Origin of the sequence: Bacteroides stercorirosoris (assembly GCF_900142015.1) — a bacterium.
Taxonomy (GTDB): Bacteria; Bacteroidota; Bacteroidia; order Bacteroidales; family Bacteroidaceae; genus Bacteroides; species Bacteroides stercorirosoris.
Map to the genome: position 1 here is coordinate 17,931 of NZ_FQZN01000032.1, position 21,323 is coordinate 39,253.

A 21,323-nucleotide genomic window follows, 5' to 3' on the forward strand; every position below is an offset into this window, starting at 1 on the left:
ATTAAACATTTGCAATACTCATGATATCCGCAAATACACCTGCCGCCGTTACTCCGGCACCGGCACCGTATCCCTGTATCATCATCGGATATTCCTTATAACGTTCCGTGGTCAGCAGAATGATATTGTTACTACCTTCCAGGCCATAGAACGGATGATTTACACCCACTTCCTGCAAGCCAACAGATGCTTTGCCATTCTCCAGTTTAGCAACAAAACGCCAGTGCTTATTCTCAGCTTCCAGTACCTTGCGACGGGCTTCGAAGTCCGCATCCAGGCTCGGCACTTTCTTCCAGAAATCATCCAACGTACCTTCAAAGAAATCATCGGGCACGAACAGGTTCTTTTCCACATCCGACTGTTCCAGTCTGTAACCTGCCTCACGCGCCAGAATCACCAATTTGCGGATAACATCTTTCCCACTAAGGTCGATACGCGGGTCCGGTTCGGAGTAACGTTCTTCCTGCGCCATCTTGATGGTCTTGCTGAAAGGAATATCCGCACTAATCTTGTTGAAGATATAGTTCAGCGTACCGCTCAGCACAGCTTCAATCTTCAATATCTTGTCACCACTATGGATAAGGTCATTGATTGTATTGATAATAGGAAGTCCCGCGCCTACGTTCGTCTCGAAGAGATACTTCACACCACGCTGGCGGGCAATCTGTTTCAGTTCACGATAATTCTCGTATTCCGAAGAAGCGGCAATCTTATTGGCAGCCACTACGGAAACGTTGTGCAGCAACAGGTCTTTGTATAAAGAAGCCACTGCCGCGCTTGCCGTACAATCCACAAATACGGAGTTGAAGATATTCATACCGATAATCTCGTCACGCAAAGTTTCCAGTGTGCTCGGTTTTCCCTTTTCTGCCAGCTCTTTGCGGAAGTCGGTCAAATCAAAACCCTCACGACTGAACATCGCGCGGTCTGCATCGGCAATACCCACGATATGCAGCTTCAAACCGTTCTCTACCATCAGCTTCTGTTGCTGGCAACGGATTTGCTCTACCAGACTGCCGCCTACCGTACCTACCCCGCAGATAAACAGGTTCAGTACCTGATATTCAGACAGGAAAAACGAGTCATGGATAACGTTCAGTGACTTGCGCAATGATTTAGAATCCACGACGAATGAGATATTCGTCTCCGAAGCACCCTGCGCACAGGCAATCACATTGATACCGTTACGTCCCAGCGTACCGAACAACTTTCCGGCAATACCCGGCGTATGCTTCATATTCTCGCCTACGATAGCTACCGTAGCCAGATTCTTCTCCGCCTGTATCGGAGAAATCTCTCCCATCTCGATTTCTTTGGCAAACTCTTCATTCAGCACTTCACAAGCCAGATCGGCATCCGCATTGCGCACACCGATAGACGTAGAGTTCTCCGAAGAAGCCTGAGACACAAGGAATACGCTGATACCATTCTTCGCCAACGCCTTGAAGATGCGGTAGTTCACACCAATCACACCTACCATACCAAGACCCTGCACGGTAATCAAGCTCGTATCGTTAATGGAAGAAATACCCTTAATCGCTTTGGTTTGCGGATCGGAAACTTCTTGTTTGATAATCGTTCCCGTTCCTTCGGGATTAAATGTATTCTTTATTAATATGGGAATATTCTTGTGACAAACCGGGTAAATGGTCGGCGGATATACCACCTTGGCACCGAAGTTACAAAGCTCCGTTGCCTCCACATAACTCAGTTCGTTGATGGTGTAAGCCGTAGAAATCACGCGCGGGTCGGCAGTCATGAAGCCATCTACATCCGTCCAGATTTCCAGTTGGTCGGCATCCAGTGCAGCCGCAATCACCGCAGCCGTATAATCGGAACCACCACGCCCCAGATTCGTTACGTCTCCCGTCACCTTATCAGTAGAGATGAACCCCGGCACTAATGAACGTTTCGGAAGTTCACTGAACGTTTCGCGGATCAGGTCATTCGTCAAATCCGTATCCAGCACATACTTGGAGTGTTTCTTCTCCGTCTTGATGAACTTGCGGGAATCGAACCATTTCGCTCCCGTCAGTTCTGCCACAATGATGGACGACAGGCGCTCACCATAGCTGACAATCGTATCGGATGTCTTTTGCGAAAGGTCTTTAATCAGATAAATACCCTGGAAAATATCTTTCAGTTCATTGAGTAATTCACCTATCTGGCGTTGCAGTTCCACTTGCGCCGCACCGGCAGGAATCACTTCCTTGATCATCTCCACATGACGGTAAACGATCTCACGGAACTCATTTTCGTAAGCAGCGTCGCCGGTGGCAGCCATTTTCGACGTATTTATCAGCTTGTCTGTGATGCCACCCAAGGCGGATACCACCACAATAACCGGTTCTTCTACTGCTTCTACAATTCTCTTGACGCTCAAAATACTGTTCGCGGAACCTACGGACGTTCCACCGAATTTAATTACTTTCATTTCCTTTATAATTATTGATAAGGTTGATACAATGTGTCGAGAACAGGGCATTGATGCCTGTATTGACTTGAATTAAAATAAGAAAAGCTGCTAAAAATAGTGTAACACGTAGAAACACAAATACTATCCATTAACCCCTAAGGGTCATGGTCATGCACATGGATGTGACTGTATGTTGATAGTACTTGTTCATACTCTCTGTTTCTTTCTTTATTGATAAGTGTCGCAAAAGTAATAATAAAAACATTCAATCTATCACATTTTGTGGTTTTTTTGTAATAAAAATATAGAAAGCTGCAAAAAGAGGCAGAAATATGCAAAAAGGCAAAGTGACATTTTCACACATTTCGGCACGAAACTCCTATAACACAGGCATACTTTTCTTACATTTTGTTATTCAATTCAAGATATATCATTATATTTGCACTAAATTACCGTAAGAGAATGCGTATGAGCCCGAATATAACTTCCATTTTGCTAATCTATACCGGTGGAACCATCGGAATGATAGAAAACCCCGAAACAGGTGCTTTAGAGAATTTCAATCTCGAGCAACTGAAAAAGCACGTACCGGAACTGCAAAACTTCACATTCCATATCGATACTTACCAGTTCGATCCTCCAATGGACTCTTCGGATATGGACCCGGAAGCCTGGCGTAAACTGGTGCATATCATCAGTGACCATTATGACAAATACACCGGCTTTGTGATTCTGCATGGCACTGATACGATGGCTTACACCGCATCCGCCCTCAGCTTTATGCTGGAAGGTTTGAGCAAGCCTGTCATTCTCACCGGCTCACAATTGCCCATCGGTGTGCTCCGCACGGACGGCAAAGAAAACCTGCTGACCAGTCTTGAAATAGCCAGTGCACGCGATGCCAAAGGTAACCCGCTTGTACCCGAGGTCTGCATTTTCTTTGAGAATCACCTGATGCGTGGTAACCGCACTATCAAGATGAACGCAGAGAACTTCAATGCATTCCGTTCATTCAATTATCCTGTATTGGCAGAAGCAGGTATCCATATTAAATACAACAATGTGCAAATCCGCTTTAAGGAAGTTGAACGGGAACTGAAGCCACATTATTTATTAGATACCAATGTAGCTGTCCTAAAACTCTTTCCGGGTATTCAGGAGAATGTGGTGTCGAGTATATTGGGCATTGAGGGATTGAAAGCTGTCGTGCTCGAAACTTACGGGTCGGGAAATGCTCCCCGCAAAGAGTGGTTCATCCGCCGTTTGCGAAATGCTTGCGAGCAAGGGGTTGTGATTGTCAACGTCACTCAATGCAGTGCCGGAACCGTAGAAATGGAACGCTACGAAACAGGTTATCAGTTGATGCAGGCTGGCGTGGTCTGCGGATATGACAGCACGACAGAGTCTGCGGTTACAAAACTCATGTTCCTGTTGGGGCATGGCTATACACCCAGCGAAGTAAGGGAACGTATGAATATACCAATGGCAGGAGAGATTACCACGATTTAAATTATACTTCGGGAGCATAGTTTACTGATTATCCGTACATTCCATTCCGTCCTTATATACATTTCCCAAGGCTACACCTTTTCCCTCGGATGCCTATACCCTTTTGGACAAATGGCTACACCATCCAGAACAAAGGGTGTAGCTTTCCAGTGAAGCATTTTGCCACTACAAAATAAGTTTCAAATCAAGATGAGTAAACAGCTAAATTCGTATCTTTGACCAATCATTCAGCAAGACATTTCCTTATATGGCAAAAGAAAAAACAGTTTATGTGTGCACTAATTGCGGTCAAGACTCTCCCAAATGGGTAGGCAAATGTCCGTCGTGCGGAGAGTGGAATACGTATGTGGAAGAGATAGTACGGAAAGAGACAGTAAACAAACGACCGGTATCCGGAATAAAAACAGAAAAGCCAAAGCCTATAATCCTCAGCGAAATAGAAGCGGATGACGAACCACGTATCAACCTGCACGACGAGGAACTGAACCGGGTGTTGGGAGGCGGATTGGTTCCCGGCTCTTTGGTACTCATCGGCGGTGAACCGGGTATCGGTAAATCAACGTTGGTGCTGCAAACGGTGCTGCATATCCCGGAAAAACGTGTTCTCTATGTTTCCGGTGAAGAAAGTGCCCGTCAGTTAAAGCTGCGTGCCGACCGTTTGTCACAGAACCCCACCGATTGCCTCATTGTTTGCGAAACGTCATTGGAGCAGATTTTTGTTCATATAAAAAATACACGCCCGGATTTGGTTATCATCGACTCCATACAGACCATATCAACAGAAAGTATCGAATCGTCACCGGGCAGCATTGCACAGGTACGCGAATGTTCGGCAAGCATTCTTCGCTTTGCCAAAGAAACACACACACCGGTGTTGCTTATCGGGCACATCAACAAGGAAGGCAGCATTGCCGGACCGAAGGTGTTGGAGCATATCGTAGATACGGTATTGCAGTTTGAGGGTGACCAGCATTATATGTATCGCATCCTGCGCAGTATCAAGAACCGTTTCGGAAGTACGGCGGAACTGGGCATTTACGAGATGCGGCAGGATGGACTACGGCAAGTCAGCAATCCGTCGGAACTGCTGCTAAGCCAGGATCACGAAGGAATGAGCGGCATAGCGATAGCTTCGGCTATAGAAGGGATACGCCCGTTCCTGATTGAGACACAGGCATTGGTAAGCAGTGCGGTATATGGCAATCCGCAACGTTCGGCCACGGGATTCGACCTGCGGAGAATGAATATGCTGCTGGCTGTACTGGAAAAGCGGGTAGGTTTCAAGTTGGCGCAAAAGGATGTGTTCCTCAATATCGCAGGAGGATTGAAGGTGAACGACCCGGCAATAGACCTGGCAGTTATCAGCGCCATTCTTTCCAGCAATATGGATACAGCTATTGAACAGGAAGTTTGTATGGCGGGAGAAATTGGTTTGTCCGGGGAGATACGACCAGTGAATAGAATCGAACAACGCATAGGAGAGGCGGAGAAATTAGGGTTCAAGCGGTTTGTACTGCCAAAGTACAATCTGCAGGGAATTGACACAAAGAAGATTAAGATAGAACTGATACCGGTACGGAAGGTGGAGGAAGCGTTCCGGGCACTGTTCGGCTAATTCACTACAGAAGTCACAAAGTAGTATAACATTGAGCTTTTAAAGAAAATATAGATGTGGAAATAGATTAATATAGATATATGATACAAGAATACCAACTACGCGTACTACCCGAAGTAGCCGCCAATGAGCAACGATTGAAAGAGTACCTCGTACAGGAAAAAGGACTGAATATGCGGGATATTACCGCTACACGAATACTGAAGCGGAGCATTGATGCCCGTCAACGAACTATATTCGTAAACCTAGGCATACGGGTCTACCAGAACGAAATGCCCAAGGATGAGGAATTCCAGAATACTATATATAACAATGTGGAAGGGAAACCACAAGTCATCGTAGTAGGTGCCGGACCCGGTGGATTGTTTGCCGCACTAAAGCTCATTGAACTTGGACTACGTCCCATCATCGTGGAACGTGGAAAAGATGTGCGCGAACGTAAGAAAGACTTGGCACTCATCAGCCGGGAACACACAGTCAACCCGGAATCCAATTACAGCTTTGGTGAAGGTGGAGCAGGTGCTTATTCGGACGGGAAACTCTATACCCGCAGCAAGAAACGTGGAAATGTGGATAAGATATTGAATGTATTCTGTCAACATGGTGCTCCTACAGCCATACTGATAGATGCACATCCTCATATCGGTACGGATAAATTGCCACGTGTGATAGAGAATATGCGAAATACTATCCTCGAATGTGGCGGAGAAGTACACTTTGAAACACGCATGGATGCCTTGATTATAGAAGGCGATGAGATAAAAGGTATCGAAACCAATACAGGGCAGACTATCCTCGGTCCTGTGATTTTGGCAACAGGACATTCCGCACGGGATGTATATCGTTGGTTAGCGGACAATAATGTAGAAATTGAGGCAAAAGGCATTGCAGTAGGCGTACGTCTTGAACACCCTTCAGAACTAATCGACCAGATACAATATCACAATAAGAATGGACGGGGGAAATATCTGCCTGCCGCCGAATACAGTTTTGTGACACAGGTAAACGGACGAGGGGTATATAGTTTCTGTATGTGCCCGGGTGGTTTCGTTGTCCCCGCCGCCAGCGGTCCGCAACAGATTGTAGTAAATGGAATGAGTCCCAGTAATCGCGGGTCGCGTTGGAGTAACTCGGGAATGGTAGTAGAACTGAGACCGGAAGACTTGGAGCAATTGACAATTGACAATGCACAATTGACAATTCCAAGCCAGCAACAGCGCAATAGCGCAGCCAATTGTCAATTGAACATGATGTATTTTCAGGAGGCCTTAGAGGCCGCCTGCTGGCAGCAAGGCAATATGCGGCAAACAGCTCCTGCACAACGTATGCTGGACTTTACACGTAAAAAGCTGAGTTACGACCTTCCCGAAAGTTCATACGCTCCGGGGTTAATATCTTCTCCGCTTCACTTCTGGATGCCTTCATTTCTGACAGAAAGGCTAAGTAAAGGTTTTCAGCAATTCGGACGATACAGCCATGGATTCCTCACAAACGAGGCCGTCATGATTGGTATAGAAACACGTACATCAGCTCCCGTACGAATCATAAGAGACAAGGATACATTACAGCACATCCGAATAAAAGGACTGTTCCCTTGCGGGGAAGGAGCCGGATATGCAGGCGGAATCGTATCGGCAGGCATCGACGGAGAACGATGTGCAGAAGCGGTAGCCAACTATTTCAAGCCATAACAATTGTTTCCTTTCACGGTAACACTGTTTACCCCAAATGGTAACTTCATTTACACGCCGAGGTAAAAGCCGTTACATGCCGAGGTAAAGAGCGTTACAATAAGGGGTAAAGGTCGTTACATCCTGCGGTAAACACTTTTACATAAAGGGGGAACTTGTCGGTAAATGCAGTTCACTGATAGCTAACGCATTAACAAAATGTCATTATAAAAGTAAATGATTTTCCAACAGTGTATAAAGTTATATGGATGTTTATTGCTAACTTTGCTATACCTTTTTAATGTACATAATGAAAAGCACAACTGACATACCAATGAGCAATGTTATCGTAAATTCTTTTAATGAGATATACACTTCTTATTACAAGAAGTCATTCTTCTTTGCCAAATCATATGTTCATGATGATTTGGCAGCAGAAGATATTGCTTCCGAGTCGTTGATTAAATTATGGGAAAAATTAAAAACAGAGAAAATAGATTATATAGAACCGTTCCTACTTACCATATTAAAGAATAAAGCTTTGGACTATCTGAAGCACGAAGAAGTCAAACGCACGGCTTTTGAATCTATGGCCGATTGGCAGCAACAGGAACTTTCTATTCGTATTTCTACTTTAGAGTCATGTGATCCCAATGAAATATTCTCGGATGAAGTAGAAAGTATCATCCGGGAAACATTGAAATCACTATCCGACCAAACCCGGCAGGCATTTCTACTAAGTCGGTTCGAAAACAAGTCCAATAAAGAAATTGCCGAACAGATGGGAATTTCCGTAAAAGGAGTGGAATATCACATATCAAAAGCATTAAAGGCATTACGGATAACCTTAAAAGATTATCTTCCTCTATTTTATTTCTTCTTCTATTATTAAGTTCAGCCATATATCTCTGCCCTTTTTGAGAGCAAAAATGAAATAGATTTCATTTTTCCCAATTTTCTTTTAGGGTTGTTTCCACTTTAGTCGTTACTATATAAAATAACATAAAGTATGAATTCTGAATTACTTCAAAAATATATATCCGGCAATGCCACTGAAATCGAAAAACAATGTATTACCAAGTGGATGCAAGAGAGCCCGGAGAACATACGCGAATATATGGCACAGCGCAAGCTACATGATATTGCCCTATGGCGCACGGAACCTGTAAAAACAGAAAATAAACAGTTAAAAAAGCATTTTACATTGCGTACACTTTGGATAGAGACTGCAAAAATTGCAGCAATATTCGCAGTTATTCTATTAGGTACACACTATTGGTCCGAAAAGCAACAAGCAGAACAAAATGAGTCACTACAATCCATACATGTACCCGCCGGACAACGAGCCGAACTAATGTTGGCAGACGGTACTAAAGTATGGCTGAATTCGCTTAGTACATTAACCTTTCCGGGACATTTCAATGGTAATATCCGGAATGTAAAGCTGGATGGTGAAGGTTACTTTGCTGTCACTAAAAATAAAAAACAACCTTTTATTGTAGAAACAAACAAATGTAATGTCAAGGTATTGGGTACAGAATTTAATGTAATGGCCTATGCAACGGATAGTATCTGGGAAACGGCCTTATTGGAAGGAGCTGTAGAAATCTTAATCCCAGGTACTACAATGAACGGAATGAAGTTGGAATCCAATACAATGGCAAGTCTGAAAGGAAACAAGCTAACAAAAGGACAAATTAAAGAACCTGACCACTTTTTGTGGCGTGAAGGTTTGATTTGTTTCAATAATGTCTCCGTCAAAGACATGCTGGAAAAGCTAAAACTATATTATGGAGTTAGCATCATTGTCAACAATACCAAAATACTAAACAATCGTTATACAGGTAAATTCAGAACGGGAGATGGAGTAGAACATGTTTTGAGAGTCCTCAGACTGAATAATAAATTTACCTACAAAAAAGATGACGAGAAGAATGTAATCACTATTAATTAATCCTTTAAAATCATTTTGCCTATGAAGTAACACACTCGAATAACAAGAAATGGGACAGTGCTGCAACACCATCCCATGGGTAGTCAATTACGCATTGACAGTTTTCTTTAATAATCTTAAGTAAAAACCTAAAATTAGTAATGCAAATATATGAAAAATATTTTGTATCAGGAATCTATTGTAGAAATTAAACATTTATTCCATATTATGAAAATCACAGCCTTAGCCCTGTTTATATTTGCTGGGACGGCTTTTGCCACGAAATCTTATTCACAGGTAATGAAAGTGACTGTTGTGGCAGATAAAATATCAACAGGTAAAATAATTAATGAGATAGAAAAGCAAACTGATTATTTGTTTGTATACAATGTGAACGAAGTTAACCTCAAACGTACTGTTCAAGTAAATGCAGAGAACAAATCGGTAGCTGAAGTTTTGAATACAGTGTTCGCAGGTACTGATATTTATTATGCCATGGAAGGCAAGAATATCATGCTGATGAGCAAAGCTAAGGATATAGCCCAACAGAGCAATAAAATAACAGGTATAATAAAGGACCAAGAGGGTGAGCCGATTATCGGTGCCAATATAACAGTGAAAGGTCAGTCAATAGGTACAATTACAGATATAGATGGACGATTCGTGCTAGAAGCTTCAGCTAATGCGATAATACAAATTTCTTATATCGGATACGTCTCACAAGAAGTAAACATAGAAAACCAAAAAAATCTCAATATTATTCTGAAAGAAGACACTGAGATGCTGGATGAAGTGGTGGTAATAGGATATGGCACCATGAAGAAAAAAGATCTGACCGGTGCTGTGTCTCAGGTCCGCCCCGCAGAACTTTCAAACGAGGCTCCCAAAACGGTACAAGATGTGCTGCGTGGAACAGCCGGACTACGTATAGGCTTCGATGGTTCGGCTAAAGGAGGCGGTTCCATGCAGGTACGTGGACAGCGTTCTGTCTATTCAGATGGAGGACACAACGACCCACTGATTATACTGGACGGCATGATTTTTTATGGTGAACTGTCTGAAATCAACCCTAACGACATCAGCCAGATTGATGTTTTGAAAGATGCTTCTTCAGCCGCTGTATATGGTGCCAAGGCTGCAAATGGCGTAGTTATCGTAACGACAAAAAAAGGTCGTTCTGAGAAGCCTGTTATCAACTTCAGCGCAAATGTAGGTTTCGTCACAATTGGCGATAACCGAAAAGTGTATGATGCAAACGGATACTTGAAATATCGCGAGGATTTTTACATAACAGACACTTATGGTGTAAATCCCCAAACAGGAAAATACGAAACATATCAGACGGGCAATACGCCGTCAGAATATTACAATCGCCCCACTGAGGCTAATTTGAATAAGCATGGCATCACATTAGATGCCTGGAAAGCTCAAACCAAACAGGACGAATCTATGAGCATAGAGGAAATCTGGGGAAGACGTTTGGGACTGCAAGCCAGTGACATAACACTGAATAATTTTCTATTGGGACGAACCTTCGATTGGTATGACCACTCTTTCCACACGGGCTTGAACCAAGATTATAATGTCAGCGTTTCCGGGAACTCTAAAAAAGTAAATTATTACATCTCATTGGGCTATCTTTCAAACGAAGGTGTAGCAAGAGGTAATGAATATAGTGCAGTACGTTCAAACATCAAACTTGATACCCAAATAACCCCTTGGCTCAGTGTGGGTGCCAACATCAATTTTCAGAATCGCACGGATGGGGATATTGCAACCAACTGGGAAAGCCAAATATTGGATAACAGTCCATTTACTACACCATATGGCGACAACGGAGAGTTAGTACCCCACCCTATGGGAGAAAATGCTTATTGGAAAGGATATAATTTTGACTATGACCGCCAATATATGGATCTTGACCGTGGATACATGGTGCTTAACAGCATACTTAATTCAAAAGTGACATTACCTTTTGGCATTACATACCAATTCAATGTCGCACCCCGATACCAATACTATCACAACCGCTATTATCAATCGTCTCAGCATCCTGACTGGCAAGCCGAAACTCATAATCGCGTTACTCGCAATCAGGGCAAGCGGTTTGACTGGTCGCTTAACAACACCATTACCTGGGATTATACGTGGGCTAAAAAACATCACACGATCCTGACCTTAGTACAAGAAGCGGAAGAGCGGCAATCATGGGCAGACGAAATTATCGCCCGCAACATCTTGCCGTCAGAAGCTTTGGGATTGCACGGCACAGCCAATGGCGACAAGAATCTGAGTTCATTTAGCTCTACAGACACACGTGAAACAGCTTGCGGCTATTTAGCCCGCTTGTTTTATTCATACAATGATACTTATATGGCTACATTCTCCTTCAGGCGCGATGGCTATTCGGCATTCGGAACAACCAATCCTTACGCCAACTTCTTTTCCGGAGCATTAGCATGGACTTTCACTAATGAGAAATTCTGGGCCTGGGAACCATTAAGTTCAGGTAAGTTGCGCCTGTCATTTGGCCAGAATGGTAATCGCAGTTTAGCTGATTCGTATTTGGCATTAGCCAACCTATCTTTGGGCAAATATACACAGGGATACATAAATGCAGCCTCTGGAGCTTTGATGGACTTAAAATATCTTTTCGTGAGCCGACTGGCTAATCCTAATTTACAATGGGAAAAAACCACCTCTTGGAACATCGGTCTCGATTTGGGATTTTTGAATAATCGCATCAACGCAAGTCTGGAATACTACGTGATGCCTACTACCGATATGATTATGAACCAGTCTTTGCCCAGCTTCACAGGATTCAATTCTATTACCACCAATCTAGGTAGAATTGAGAACCGTGGCTTTGAATTATCAATCAATTCGCGTAACATTGAAAAAGAGAACTTTAAATGGGAAACAGGGTTTACCCTGTCTGTCAATAAAAACACTATCAAGAAACTTTATGGGGAGTCTGAAACAATTATAGATGCGGCAGGAAACACAACGGCCAAAGAGCGCGACGATGTAACCAACGGTTGGTTCATCGGACATCCTGTCAGTGCTATTTGGGATTATAAGGTTACTGGCATTTGGCAAAAGGACGAAGTAGAAGAGGCAGCCAAATATGGTCAGCGCCCAGGTGACCCGAAAGTGCAAAATATCTATACGGCCGATGACAAAGTAAATGCTGATGGAAGTGTGACTCCGGTTTACAACAATAAAGACAAGCAATTTATGGGTGAAACCACGCCTCCTGTGCATTGGTCACTGAGAAATAACTTCACTATTTATAAGAATTGGAGTTTTTCATTCAATATGTATTCATATATGGGGCACAAAAGCCTTGATACCAACTATCTCAACAATGATAACAACTATTCACAGATAACAAATTGCCGAAATGTATACACCAAGAAATACTGGACTGTGGACAATCCGACTAATACCTATGCACGGCTAAGCGCACAGGGCCCTACCGGCATATCTGCTCCTGCACGCGTTATCGACCGTTCATTTATTCGTTTGGAAAATATCTCAGTAGCTTATAACATACCCCAGGAATTTCTTGAGAAATATAAGATTCTGAATGCCAAAGTATTTGCTACTGTCCGCAACGTAGCAACTTGGAGCAAAGAATGGGAATATGGTGATCCTGAAACCGGTGGTTTAGCCCCACGCACTTATTCACTCGGAATTAACTTAACATTTTAAAAGTATAACGAATTATGAAAAACTATATAAGCATATTTAGGATATTAATTGGAATTGTTTGTATTCAATTATCCTCTGTGAGTTGCTCTGACGACTTCCTGAAACCTGATCCGCTTTCACTTTATGAACCTTCGGTAACATTCAGCACAGTAGAAGGGCTCAATTCAGCTTTGGCTTCGGCAGATAAAGCATTACGTGCCTATTGGACTAACACGGAAGCTTGCGACCTGATGCTTCCCTTAATGAGCGAATATTTATTTTCAGACCTAGCTGTAGCATCCAAAACAGATGATGCTCTTATATTCAGTGATATTAACGAACGCTTCACTCCCAATAATGGTTGGTATAACTTCGACCAGAATCGCCTTGTCATCTTTTGGGGAGAGACCTACAATGGCATTAAATACGCCAACACAATCATCAGTTATATTGACAAGGTTGAAGGACTGGATGAAACAACCAAAAGCGAATATTTAGGCCGAGCTTATTTTCACCGTGCATACCGATACTTGAATCTTTGTTTCCAGTTTGGCGATATACCTTTTGTTTCTAAAATCATTGACAAGCCTAAACAAAACTATAAAAGCACAAAGCGTGAGGCCATCATCAAGAAACTAGTGCAAGATATGGAATTTGCAGTGCAACATGTGCCCGAACAGAAGGATATGACTTATATTGGCATGATTAATAAGGGGGCATGCCGACAGTTGCTGATCAAGTGCTATTTGGCTAATGGGGAGTTTCAGAAAGCCAAAGAACAAGCTGATATACTGATAGACAAGTCAGGCTATGCATTAATGACAGAAACTTTCGGTACCTTCTCAAACCCCAATCCAGCTACTTGGAACATTACAAACAATGTGATTTGGAACTTACACCAAGGCAACAACAAGACCATTGCCGCCAATACGGAAGCTATATTGGTAATGCCCAATCGCTACGGGTCCGACTCCGGTATTCGTACACGTACAATGCGTAACATGGTGCCTTGGTGGAATTCGAACTCCATTTCTACTCCTGATAATAAGCTGGCAGTAGATCGTTTTGCCTTGACAAATGCTTCTTATGATGCCACATTAGACTATAACAGGGCTCTCGGACGCGGTGTGGGGGTTGTGCGCCCCACCTATTTTGCAGAGAATTCATTGTGGTATCTGAATAATACACATGATGACGGTGATCTGAGGCATAACTCTCAAGTGGGCAACTGGGTACATATGGAAGATATCAAATACAACAATCCGAACTCAGCATACTATGGCCAGAACCTAAGCTATATCCACATCAATGAAAAAGGAGAAAAACAGATTCTTTGTAGTGACACCATACGTACTTGGTTTGACTGGCCACACTACAAAACATGGTCAGAATCTCCCGAAGATGAAGCTGCTAACCTTAATAATTATCAGGGTAGCGGATACGCTGATTTTTATTTGTACCGATTGGCCGAAACTTATCTGCTACGTGCAGAAGCTAATTACTACTTGGGCAATATTGAAGAAGCTACGGCAGACGTCAATACCATCCGCAAACGTGCAAAATGCAAAATCCTCTATTCCAAAGTCGATATAGATAACATTGTGGATGAACGTGCTCGCGAACTTTATATGGAAGAATGGAGATTTACTGAACTAAGTCGCATTTCATATTCCTTGGCCTTGAGTGGGAAACCTGACAACGAAGGAAAGACTTATGATATAAATAAACTTCATGAAGACAGTTTTTGGTGGCATCGCATCTGCAAGTACAACAATTATTATAATAAACCTGATGCTCCAATAGTAAAAGGGCGTAAATACACTATGGGACGCCACAATATCAACTGGCCCATACCACAAAGCGCCATTGATGCAAATTTATTAGGTGAACTGAGTCAGAATCCTGGTTATGATGGCTATAACCCATCAGTTGAGAAATGGAAAACTTGGGAAGAAGCTGTTGCCAATGAGCAATAATCTGCATAGAAAAATGAATTGGTGCAAGCTCTATTAATAAAGATATAATCGTCAATAGAATTGCATCAATTCATTTTTAAATGTAGCTTTTTATGAGATAAGTCTACTATACTATTAATCAACCATTAACCGAAATATGCATTACATAAAATATATATTAGGAATTCTTGTATTATTAGTTGCTTCATGCAGCAATAAGAAAGAAAGTACTGAAACCGCAGAAGAAGTGTTGAAGATTATCCATCGAGTAAATCAGCAATATCAATCTACCCACAAAGCACAAGTCCGCTCATTTTGGGATGACGCCGTTTATCATACCGGAAATATGGAAGTTTATGCGCTGACCGGAAATAAAAGCTATATGCAATATTCCATTGATTGGGCTGAATACAATCAATGGAAAGGTGCTACTGGCAACAATAAGTCAGAATGGCGAAGCACTTATGGTGAAACACCGGAATATGTGCTTTTTGGAGATTGGCAAATCTGCTTTCAGACCTACGCGGATCTATATAAACTTAATCCAGACACAATGAAAATAGCCCGTGCCCGAGAAGTGATGGAATATCAAATGTCTACACTTAAACTTGATTACTGGCATTGGGTAGATGCCCTTTACATGGTAATGCCAGTCATGGTGAAGATGTATGACATAACACAGAATCCATTGTATCTGGAAAAGTTGCATCAATATTTAGCAACTACAGATAGTATAATGTATGACACCGAAGCCGGACTTTACTATCGGGATGCCAAATATTTATATCCAGTTCATCAGACAATTAATGGTAAAAAGGATTTTTGGGCACGTGGAAATGGATGGGCATTCGCTGCATTAGCTAAAGTATTGAAACAATTGCCGACTAACGACAAATACCGCCCAGAATATATTGCTCGATACCAAGCCATGGCTAAAGCTTTGGCTACCTGCCAGCAACCCGAAGGATATTGGACACGCAGCCTTATTGATCCTGATCAAGCGCCGGGAGCTGAGACAAGCGGAACAGCCCTTTTTACCTACAGTTATCTGTGGGGAATTAATAATGGACTACTTGATGCGAACACCTATTTACCAATAGCAGAAAAATCATGGAAATACCTAAAAACTGTGGCATTACAAACTGATGGAAAGATAGGATATATTCAGCCTATCGGCGAAAAGGCCATCCCTGGACAAATAGTTGATGCAGATTCATATTACAATTTTGGAGTGGGAGTGTTTTTACTCGCTGCTTGCGAACGGGTACGCTTTTTAAAATAAAAAAATAATTAGATGAATAAGATTACTTTATATTTGTTTACAATGTTATTCTTATTTTCTTCTGCCGACTTATGTGCTAAACAGAAGAAAAAAGGGAAAGAAATATCAGACCGTGAGATGTGGTATAAAATCATGTATCGAATGGCAGCGCCAGTATTAAGCAATATGAGTGAAGGAAAGTTGCAGGAGAATATGCAACTTGAACTTAGCCCTACTTGGGACGGACGCGATAAACGTGTCTCTTATATGGAATGTTTTGGCCGCCTGATGGCCGGAGTTGCACCCTGGCTTTCGTTGCCCGATGATGATTCAGCAGAAAGCAAGCAAAGAAAGCAATTAAGGATTTGGGCTTTAAAAAGTTATAAAAATGCTGTTGACCCGTCATCTCCAGACTATTTACTATGGAGTGAAAATTTTCAGACCTTAGTTGATGCTGCTTATATTGCAGAAAGCTTTATCCGTGGTTATGATTCGCTTTGGATGCCACTTGACAATATCACTAAAGAACGCTATATAACCCAGTTCATTTCCTTGCGGCGTATCAATCCCCTGTACACCAATTGGTTGCTCTTCACTTCAACCATAGAAGCTTTTCTTCACAAAGTGGAAGGAAAAGCCGACTACTACCGTATTGACTCTGCTTTGCGCAAAATTTCAGAATGGTACATTGGCGATGGATGGTATTCGGATGGGCCTTCGTTTGCATTCGACTATTATAATAGTTTTGTCATTCACCCTATGCTATTCGAATGCATGGAAGTACTTACCAATGGCGGAAAAATTAAACGGGAATGGGCAGGGACCACATTTTTGCATGCCACCAAGCGTATGCAGCGTTACAGTGTAATTCTGGAACATCTTATATCTCCTGAAGGTACATTTCCTGTATTTGGGCGCTCCATCACTTATCGAACCGGCGTACTCCAACCTTTAGCCTTGGTAACTTGGAAAGAGTTATTGCCTAAAGAGCTCAGTAATGGTCAAGTAAGAGCGGCAATGACTGCTGTTATCCAACGAATGTTTGCCGATGAACGAAATTTCAATGAAAATGGATTTCTGACGCTTGGCTTCAACGGCAAACAACCCGATACTGCCAATGTATATACTAATAATGGAAGCCTTTATTTAGCGTCATTGGCATTCTTGCCATTAGGGCTGCCGGCTGATCATTCATTTTGGACAGCACCAGCTGAATCATGGACATCAAAGAAGGCTTGGGAAGGTGAGGATTTCCCTAAAGATCATACATATTATGAGAAGTTCCACATGAACTATCAATAAAAGAATTTATGAAATTGACCAAAAGCCAAAATTCAAATAATAATAATGAAAAGATTATGATAAATAGAATTCTGCTCAAAATAGGAGTGCTTGCCGCAATAACAATGCTTGCCACTACCACTTTGCAAGCGCAAAGGGAAATGAAAACCATCAATGACAATTGGGAATTTCGTAAACCTATGGACGAGAAATGGGAGTCAGTCAATCTTCCCCATACCTTTAACCAAGATGCCTACAAACAACGGAATTACTACCAGGGAGAAGGACTTTACAGGCGTACACTTGTTTTACCTGACATCGTGAAAGGACGTCGTTATTATCTGAAGGTAGATGCTGCCAGCAAAGCAGCTGCGGTTAGTGTGAACGGTAATAAGGCAGGCTGTCATGCAGGTGGATATACCGCTTTCACGATGGATATCACCAATTACATTCAAAAAGAGAATACGATTGAAATCACAGTGGACAATTCAAGGAAAGACATTACGCCAATATCAGCCGATTTTACATTCTGGGGAGGTATCTATAGAGACGTGTGGCTCATCTCGACTCCAGAACAACACTTCAATATGACCAATATGGGCTCTGATGGTATCTTCATCAATGCTTCAATTACTAACAAGAAAAACGGTGTACTGAAAGTACGTAGCGAGGTGAGTAATGACGCTCTGAAAGCCACAACTCTGGAAGTTAAAAATGCAATCTACAGTCCGGAGGGAGAACTGCTACAAACCATCAATCGAAAGTTAAAATTAAAGGCCGGTGAAACGCGCACTGTCGAATGTATATCGGATGATATTCAAAATCCAAGCCTGTGGACTCCTGAGACACCGTCACTTTATCTGATAAAGACAACATTGACAGACTTAAAAACGGGCAAACTGCTGGACGAGAAAATACATAAAACAGGCTTTCGATGGTTTGCCTTTGATGGCAATAAAGGCTTTAGCCTCAACGGAAAGCCATACAAATTGCGAGGGTTCAATCGGCATCAGGATCAAGCTCCGGTGGGCGTAGCATTAGATGACGAAGCACATCGTCGAGACATCGCCTTAATGAAAGAGTTAGGATGCAATTTTATTCGAATTTCACACTATCCGCAAGACGATACTGTTTTAGAGATGTGCGATGAATTAGGATTATTGGCATGGGAAGAAATTCCTATTATAAATATAGTGCCCGACACACCGGGATATGATGATAATTGCGAACAAAATCTGCGCGAAATGATACGTCAACACTACAACCATCCGTCTGTTATCGCTTGGGGATATATGAATGAAATACTCTTGACAACACCTGCGGTTGACAAACCCGAATGGCCGGCTTGCAAAGAACGCACCGTTGCGTTGGCCCAACGTTTGGAAACAGTTCTCAAAGAAGAAGACCCCAGCAGAGTAAGTGTGATGGCTTTCAATATGACAAACCTCTACAACGAAATAGGTCTAAACTTAGAAGATGTTGTTGGGTGGAATCTTTATCATGGTTGGTATGTGGGTGAACTAAAAGACTTCAATGCTTGGTGTAAGGACCAACATCGTCGTTATCCAAACCAACCGATAATAATCAGCGAGTGGGGTGCAGGAAGTGACAAACGATTGCACACTACCAATGGACGTGCATTTGATTTCAGCATTGAATATCAACAAACTTACATTGAGCATTATCTTCCGTTCATTGAAGAAACGAAATGGATAAGCGGATGCGCATATTGGAACTTTATTGATTTCAACGTGGCAGCGCGTCAGGAATCCATGCCAAGAGTAAACAATAAAGGAGTGGCCTACAACAATCGTACCTTGAAGGATGTGGCTTATTATTTTAAAGCTTTATGGCGCAAAGATGTTCCGATATTAAGAATAGCCAGTCAAGACTGGGACACTCGTGTGGGAGAAACAAACAAGCCACAGGCCATCAAAATTTATTCAAATATGCCGGAAGTAGAGTTGTTTGTTAACGGGCAGTCCGTAGGAAGCCAAAAGATATTCAATTGCCATACCATTTTCAATGTGCTACTGCCCAAAGGCGAATCAACTATTTTAGTGCAAGGTGTGAATAATGGGAAGACAGTTCAGGATGCTATGAAAATATGTTTTCAACCATTCCCTAATATTGCTGCTGGAGATGAATTGGCTATCAATGTAGGAAGTAACTGTTTTTATACTTCAGATATAAGTAGTCTTACCTGGCTTCCCGACCAGCCCTATACTTCTGGTAATTGGGGATATATAGATGGAGAAGAACACAGTACTACCTCAGAGATACACAATACTGTGGACGGACCATTGTATCAAACATGGCGTGAGGGCAACTTTGCGTACAAGATTGATGCGCCTCAGGGAGATTATGAAATAGAATTGCTCATGGCTGATGTCACTAAGCCTGCAACTCAGTTAGCTAATCTTTTGGGTAAGAGCAGTGGAGAAAAACATTCTGGAGAAACGTACTTCAATATTTCTATTTGCGGGAAACAAGTCGAAACAAATTTCTCACCAGTCGACTATGGACACTATCGCACAGCTTTTAAACGTCGTTATATAGTACAAAACAATGATAATTGTATAACAATTAACTTGAATACCATAAAAGGAAAAGCCTTTTTAGCAGGTATTAAGGTGAGACGACTTTGATTATAGGAGATTCCAATCAACGAAAGCCTCAAAACCGATAAACCTGAAACAAATAGTTTTCATCTAAATTGATTATTCAACTTGGCAACCGTTAATAATGTGATCTGCATGGGAACACAGCTTCGGTTGACACCGGATATCTATTGTTCAAGTTAACTAAACGACATTAATTAAGAATTGTTTGATAAGAATGAGGCTGTCTCAAAATAGTTTTTGAGTTCAGCCTCTTTTGGTTTAAGGGGGACACATCACTATTATGAGCTAAAATTATGGTCGGGAACTGCACAGAGGTTTAAAACTCGTATTGGATTCAGCCAAACCTTGGCCCCCCGCCATACGCATCCGTTTCGAAGAATCCGTAAGTGACACCTGTAGCTAGAATGATGGCGGCAAACGGAGAAAGAGATATCCCACAAACAACCATGCCATGAGTGATATGAAAGATTTCAATCTGAACTGGACACATAATGCCGCAAGACTGGATGATTTTGTTCTCAAAGGTAAAGATGATATCCACAAAGACTTCGGTGATTACTGTTATCCCAGTTTCCGGCACAGCTTTTGTCATGGATGAGCCTCCGGACCTACCCCCAGGATGACACAGTACATTTTAGATGTCAAGATAGTGGATGCAGGCTGCAAGACTCTTCACATTACTCCCCATCTTGGCGATTTGGAATGGGCGGAAAGGACCTTCCCTATTCCATTCGGTGTAGTCTATATCAAGCATGTTAAAGGAACTAATGGAAAAATCTACAATCAAAGTTCCTGATGGAATCAAAGTAATATAAAATAAGGGGGCCCTCTAACGAGCCCCTCATGTTATCTCAGAATTCTTTCTTCAACTGTTCACACCAGTCCGTTATACGTTTATCCGTCAGCTTCGACTGGTTCTCTATATCAATCACCAGCCCACACCATTTACCATCCCTCAAAGCTCTTGAATGGTTAAATGAATAACCTTCGGCAGACGTAAATCCGACAAGAACAGCTCCTGCCTTTTCAAAAGCATCAGCCAGTATTCCCAGGCCGTCAACAAAATTATCGGGATACCCGATTTGGTCACCAAGCCCGAAGAGAGCAACTTTCTTGTCTTTCAGGTCGAGGCTTTCTATCTCCGGTATCATCTCATCCCAATAGGTGGGCAATTCACCATCAAACCAGGTAGAAGCACCTACTATCAGTTTATCATAAGCCTGGAAATCATTCTGCCAAGCTTTTTCTATCATAATCATTTCCACTTCTTTATGTCCGAGCTTCTCACGTATCTTCTCTGCGATATGAGAAGTCTTGGCAGCATTCATTGCATAAAATAATCCTATCTCTTTCATAATAACTTATT

General features: G+C 42.3%; 13 protein-coding genes. 11 read left to right on the forward strand and 2 right to left on the reverse strand.

Features of this window, described 5'->3' with window-relative positions; all coding sequences use genetic code 11:
• Nucleotide 1 precedes the first annotated feature (1 nt).
• Complete coding sequence (thrA, locus tag BUC01_RS19705) at nt 2–2,434, reverse strand: bifunctional aspartate kinase/homoserine dehydrogenase I (RefSeq protein WP_025832693.1); 2,433 nt, start codon at nt 2,432–2,434, stop codon at nt 2–4.
• A 450-nt stretch (nt 2,435–2,884) separates the two neighbouring features.
• Between thrA and BUC01_RS19715 the strand changes: the two genes are divergently transcribed.
• The 11 genes from BUC01_RS19715 (at nt 2,885) to BUC01_RS25585 (ending at nt 20,555) form a co-directional block, all read left to right on the forward strand.
• On the forward strand, nt 2,885–3,925 hold the full coding sequence (locus tag BUC01_RS19715; protein ID WP_025832695.1) for an asparaginase: 1,041 nt from the start codon (nt 2,885–2,887) through the stop codon (nt 3,923–3,925).
• 247 nt (nt 3,926–4,172) lie between these two features.
• Nucleotides 4,173–5,540 (forward strand): DNA repair protein RadA, encoded by a 1,368-nt coding sequence (radA, locus tag BUC01_RS19720; protein ID WP_025832697.1) that lies wholly within the window; start codon nt 4,173–4,175, stop codon nt 5,538–5,540.
• Between the two features lie 80 nt (nt 5,541–5,620).
• Complete coding sequence (locus BUC01_RS19725; protein ID WP_025832699.1) at nt 5,621–7,231, forward strand: NAD(P)/FAD-dependent oxidoreductase; 1,611 nt, start codon at nt 5,621–5,623, stop codon at nt 7,229–7,231.
• A 289-nt stretch (nt 7,232–7,520) separates the two neighbouring features.
• Nucleotides 7,521–8,102: an RNA polymerase sigma-70 factor gene (locus tag BUC01_RS19730; RefSeq protein WP_025832700.1), complete on the forward strand. Its 582-nt coding sequence runs from the start codon at nt 7,521–7,523 to the stop codon at nt 8,100–8,102.
• Nucleotides 8,103–8,219: 117 nt separating this feature from the next.
• Nucleotides 8,220–9,164: a FecR family protein gene (locus tag BUC01_RS19735; RefSeq protein WP_025832703.1), complete on the forward strand. Its 945-nt coding sequence runs from the start codon at nt 8,220–8,222 to the stop codon at nt 9,162–9,164.
• 207 nt (nt 9,165–9,371) lie between these two features.
• Nucleotides 9,372–12,857, forward strand: a complete 3,486-nt coding sequence (locus BUC01_RS19740) for a SusC/RagA family TonB-linked outer membrane protein (RefSeq protein WP_244895773.1) — start codon at nt 9,372–9,374, stop codon at nt 12,855–12,857.
• 14 nt (nt 12,858–12,871) lie between these two features.
• Nucleotides 12,872–14,812, forward strand: a complete 1,941-nt coding sequence (locus BUC01_RS19745) for a RagB/SusD family nutrient uptake outer membrane protein (protein ID WP_025832704.1) — start codon at nt 12,872–12,874, stop codon at nt 14,810–14,812.
• A 136-nt stretch (nt 14,813–14,948) separates the two neighbouring features.
• A complete protein-coding gene (locus BUC01_RS19750; RefSeq protein WP_051568799.1) occupies nt 14,949–16,073 on the forward strand; it encodes a glycoside hydrolase family 88/105 protein in 1,125 nt (374 codons plus the stop codon).
• A gap of 12 nt (nt 16,074–16,085) precedes the next feature.
• The gene (locus tag BUC01_RS19755) at nt 16,086–17,354 is read left to right on the forward strand and encodes a DUF2264 domain-containing protein (protein ID WP_025832707.1); all 1,269 of its coding nucleotides are present in this window, start codon (nt 16,086–16,088) and stop codon (nt 17,352–17,354) included.
• 56 nt (nt 17,355–17,410) lie between these two features.
• Nucleotides 17,411–19,981, forward strand: a complete 2,571-nt coding sequence (locus tag BUC01_RS19760; protein WP_073314624.1) for a glycoside hydrolase family 2 TIM barrel-domain containing protein — start codon at nt 17,411–17,413, stop codon at nt 19,979–19,981.
• 427 nt (nt 19,982–20,408) lie between these two features.
• Entirely contained in the window at nt 20,409–20,555 is a 147-nt protein-coding gene (locus BUC01_RS25585) for a hypothetical protein (RefSeq protein ID WP_175560903.1), read from the forward strand.
• Nucleotides 20,556–20,808: 253 nt separating this feature from the next.
• On the opposite strand, the gene BUC01_RS19765 is transcribed toward BUC01_RS25585, so the two are convergent.
• Nucleotides 20,809–21,312 carry a flavodoxin gene (locus BUC01_RS19765; protein ID WP_073314607.1) on the reverse strand — a complete coding sequence of 168 codons (504 nt, stop codon included), beginning with the start codon at nt 21,310–21,312 and terminating at the stop codon, nt 20,809–20,811.
• Nucleotides 21,313–21,323: the final 11 nt, after the last annotated feature.

Excerpts from the sequence above, each read along its gene's own strand:
- thrA (WP_025832693.1), bottom strand. The coding sequence starts at position 2,434 with ATGAAAGTAATTAAATTCGGTGGAACGTCCGTAGGTTCCGCGAACAGT.
- BUC01_RS19715 (WP_025832695.1), top strand. The coding sequence starts at position 2,885 with ATGAGCCCGAATATAACTTCCATTTTGCTAATCTATACCGGTGGAACC.
- radA (WP_025832697.1), top strand. The coding sequence starts at position 4,173 with ATGGCAAAAGAAAAAACAGTTTATGTGTGCACTAATTGCGGTCAAGAC.
- BUC01_RS19725 (WP_025832699.1), top strand. The coding sequence starts at position 5,621 with ATGATACAAGAATACCAACTACGCGTACTACCCGAAGTAGCCGCCAAT.
- BUC01_RS19730 (WP_025832700.1), top strand. The coding sequence starts at position 7,521 with ATGAAAAGCACAACTGACATACCAATGAGCAATGTTATCGTAAATTCT.
- BUC01_RS19735 (WP_025832703.1), top strand. The coding sequence starts at position 8,220 with ATGAATTCTGAATTACTTCAAAAATATATATCCGGCAATGCCACTGAA.
- BUC01_RS19740 (WP_244895773.1), top strand. The coding sequence starts at position 9,372 with ATGAAAATCACAGCCTTAGCCCTGTTTATATTTGCTGGGACGGCTTTT.
- BUC01_RS19745 (WP_025832704.1), top strand. The coding sequence starts at position 12,872 with ATGAAAAACTATATAAGCATATTTAGGATATTAATTGGAATTGTTTGT.
- BUC01_RS19750 (WP_051568799.1), top strand. The coding sequence starts at position 14,949 with ATGCATTACATAAAATATATATTAGGAATTCTTGTATTATTAGTTGCT.
- BUC01_RS19755 (WP_025832707.1), top strand. The coding sequence starts at position 16,086 with ATGAATAAGATTACTTTATATTTGTTTACAATGTTATTCTTATTTTCT.
- BUC01_RS19760 (WP_073314624.1), top strand. The coding sequence starts at position 17,411 with ATGATAAATAGAATTCTGCTCAAAATAGGAGTGCTTGCCGCAATAACA.
- BUC01_RS25585 (WP_175560903.1), top strand. The coding sequence starts at position 20,409 with ATGAGTGATATGAAAGATTTCAATCTGAACTGGACACATAATGCCGCA.
- BUC01_RS19765 (WP_073314607.1), bottom strand. The coding sequence starts at position 21,312 with ATGAAAGAGATAGGATTATTTTATGCAATGAATGCTGCCAAGACTTCT.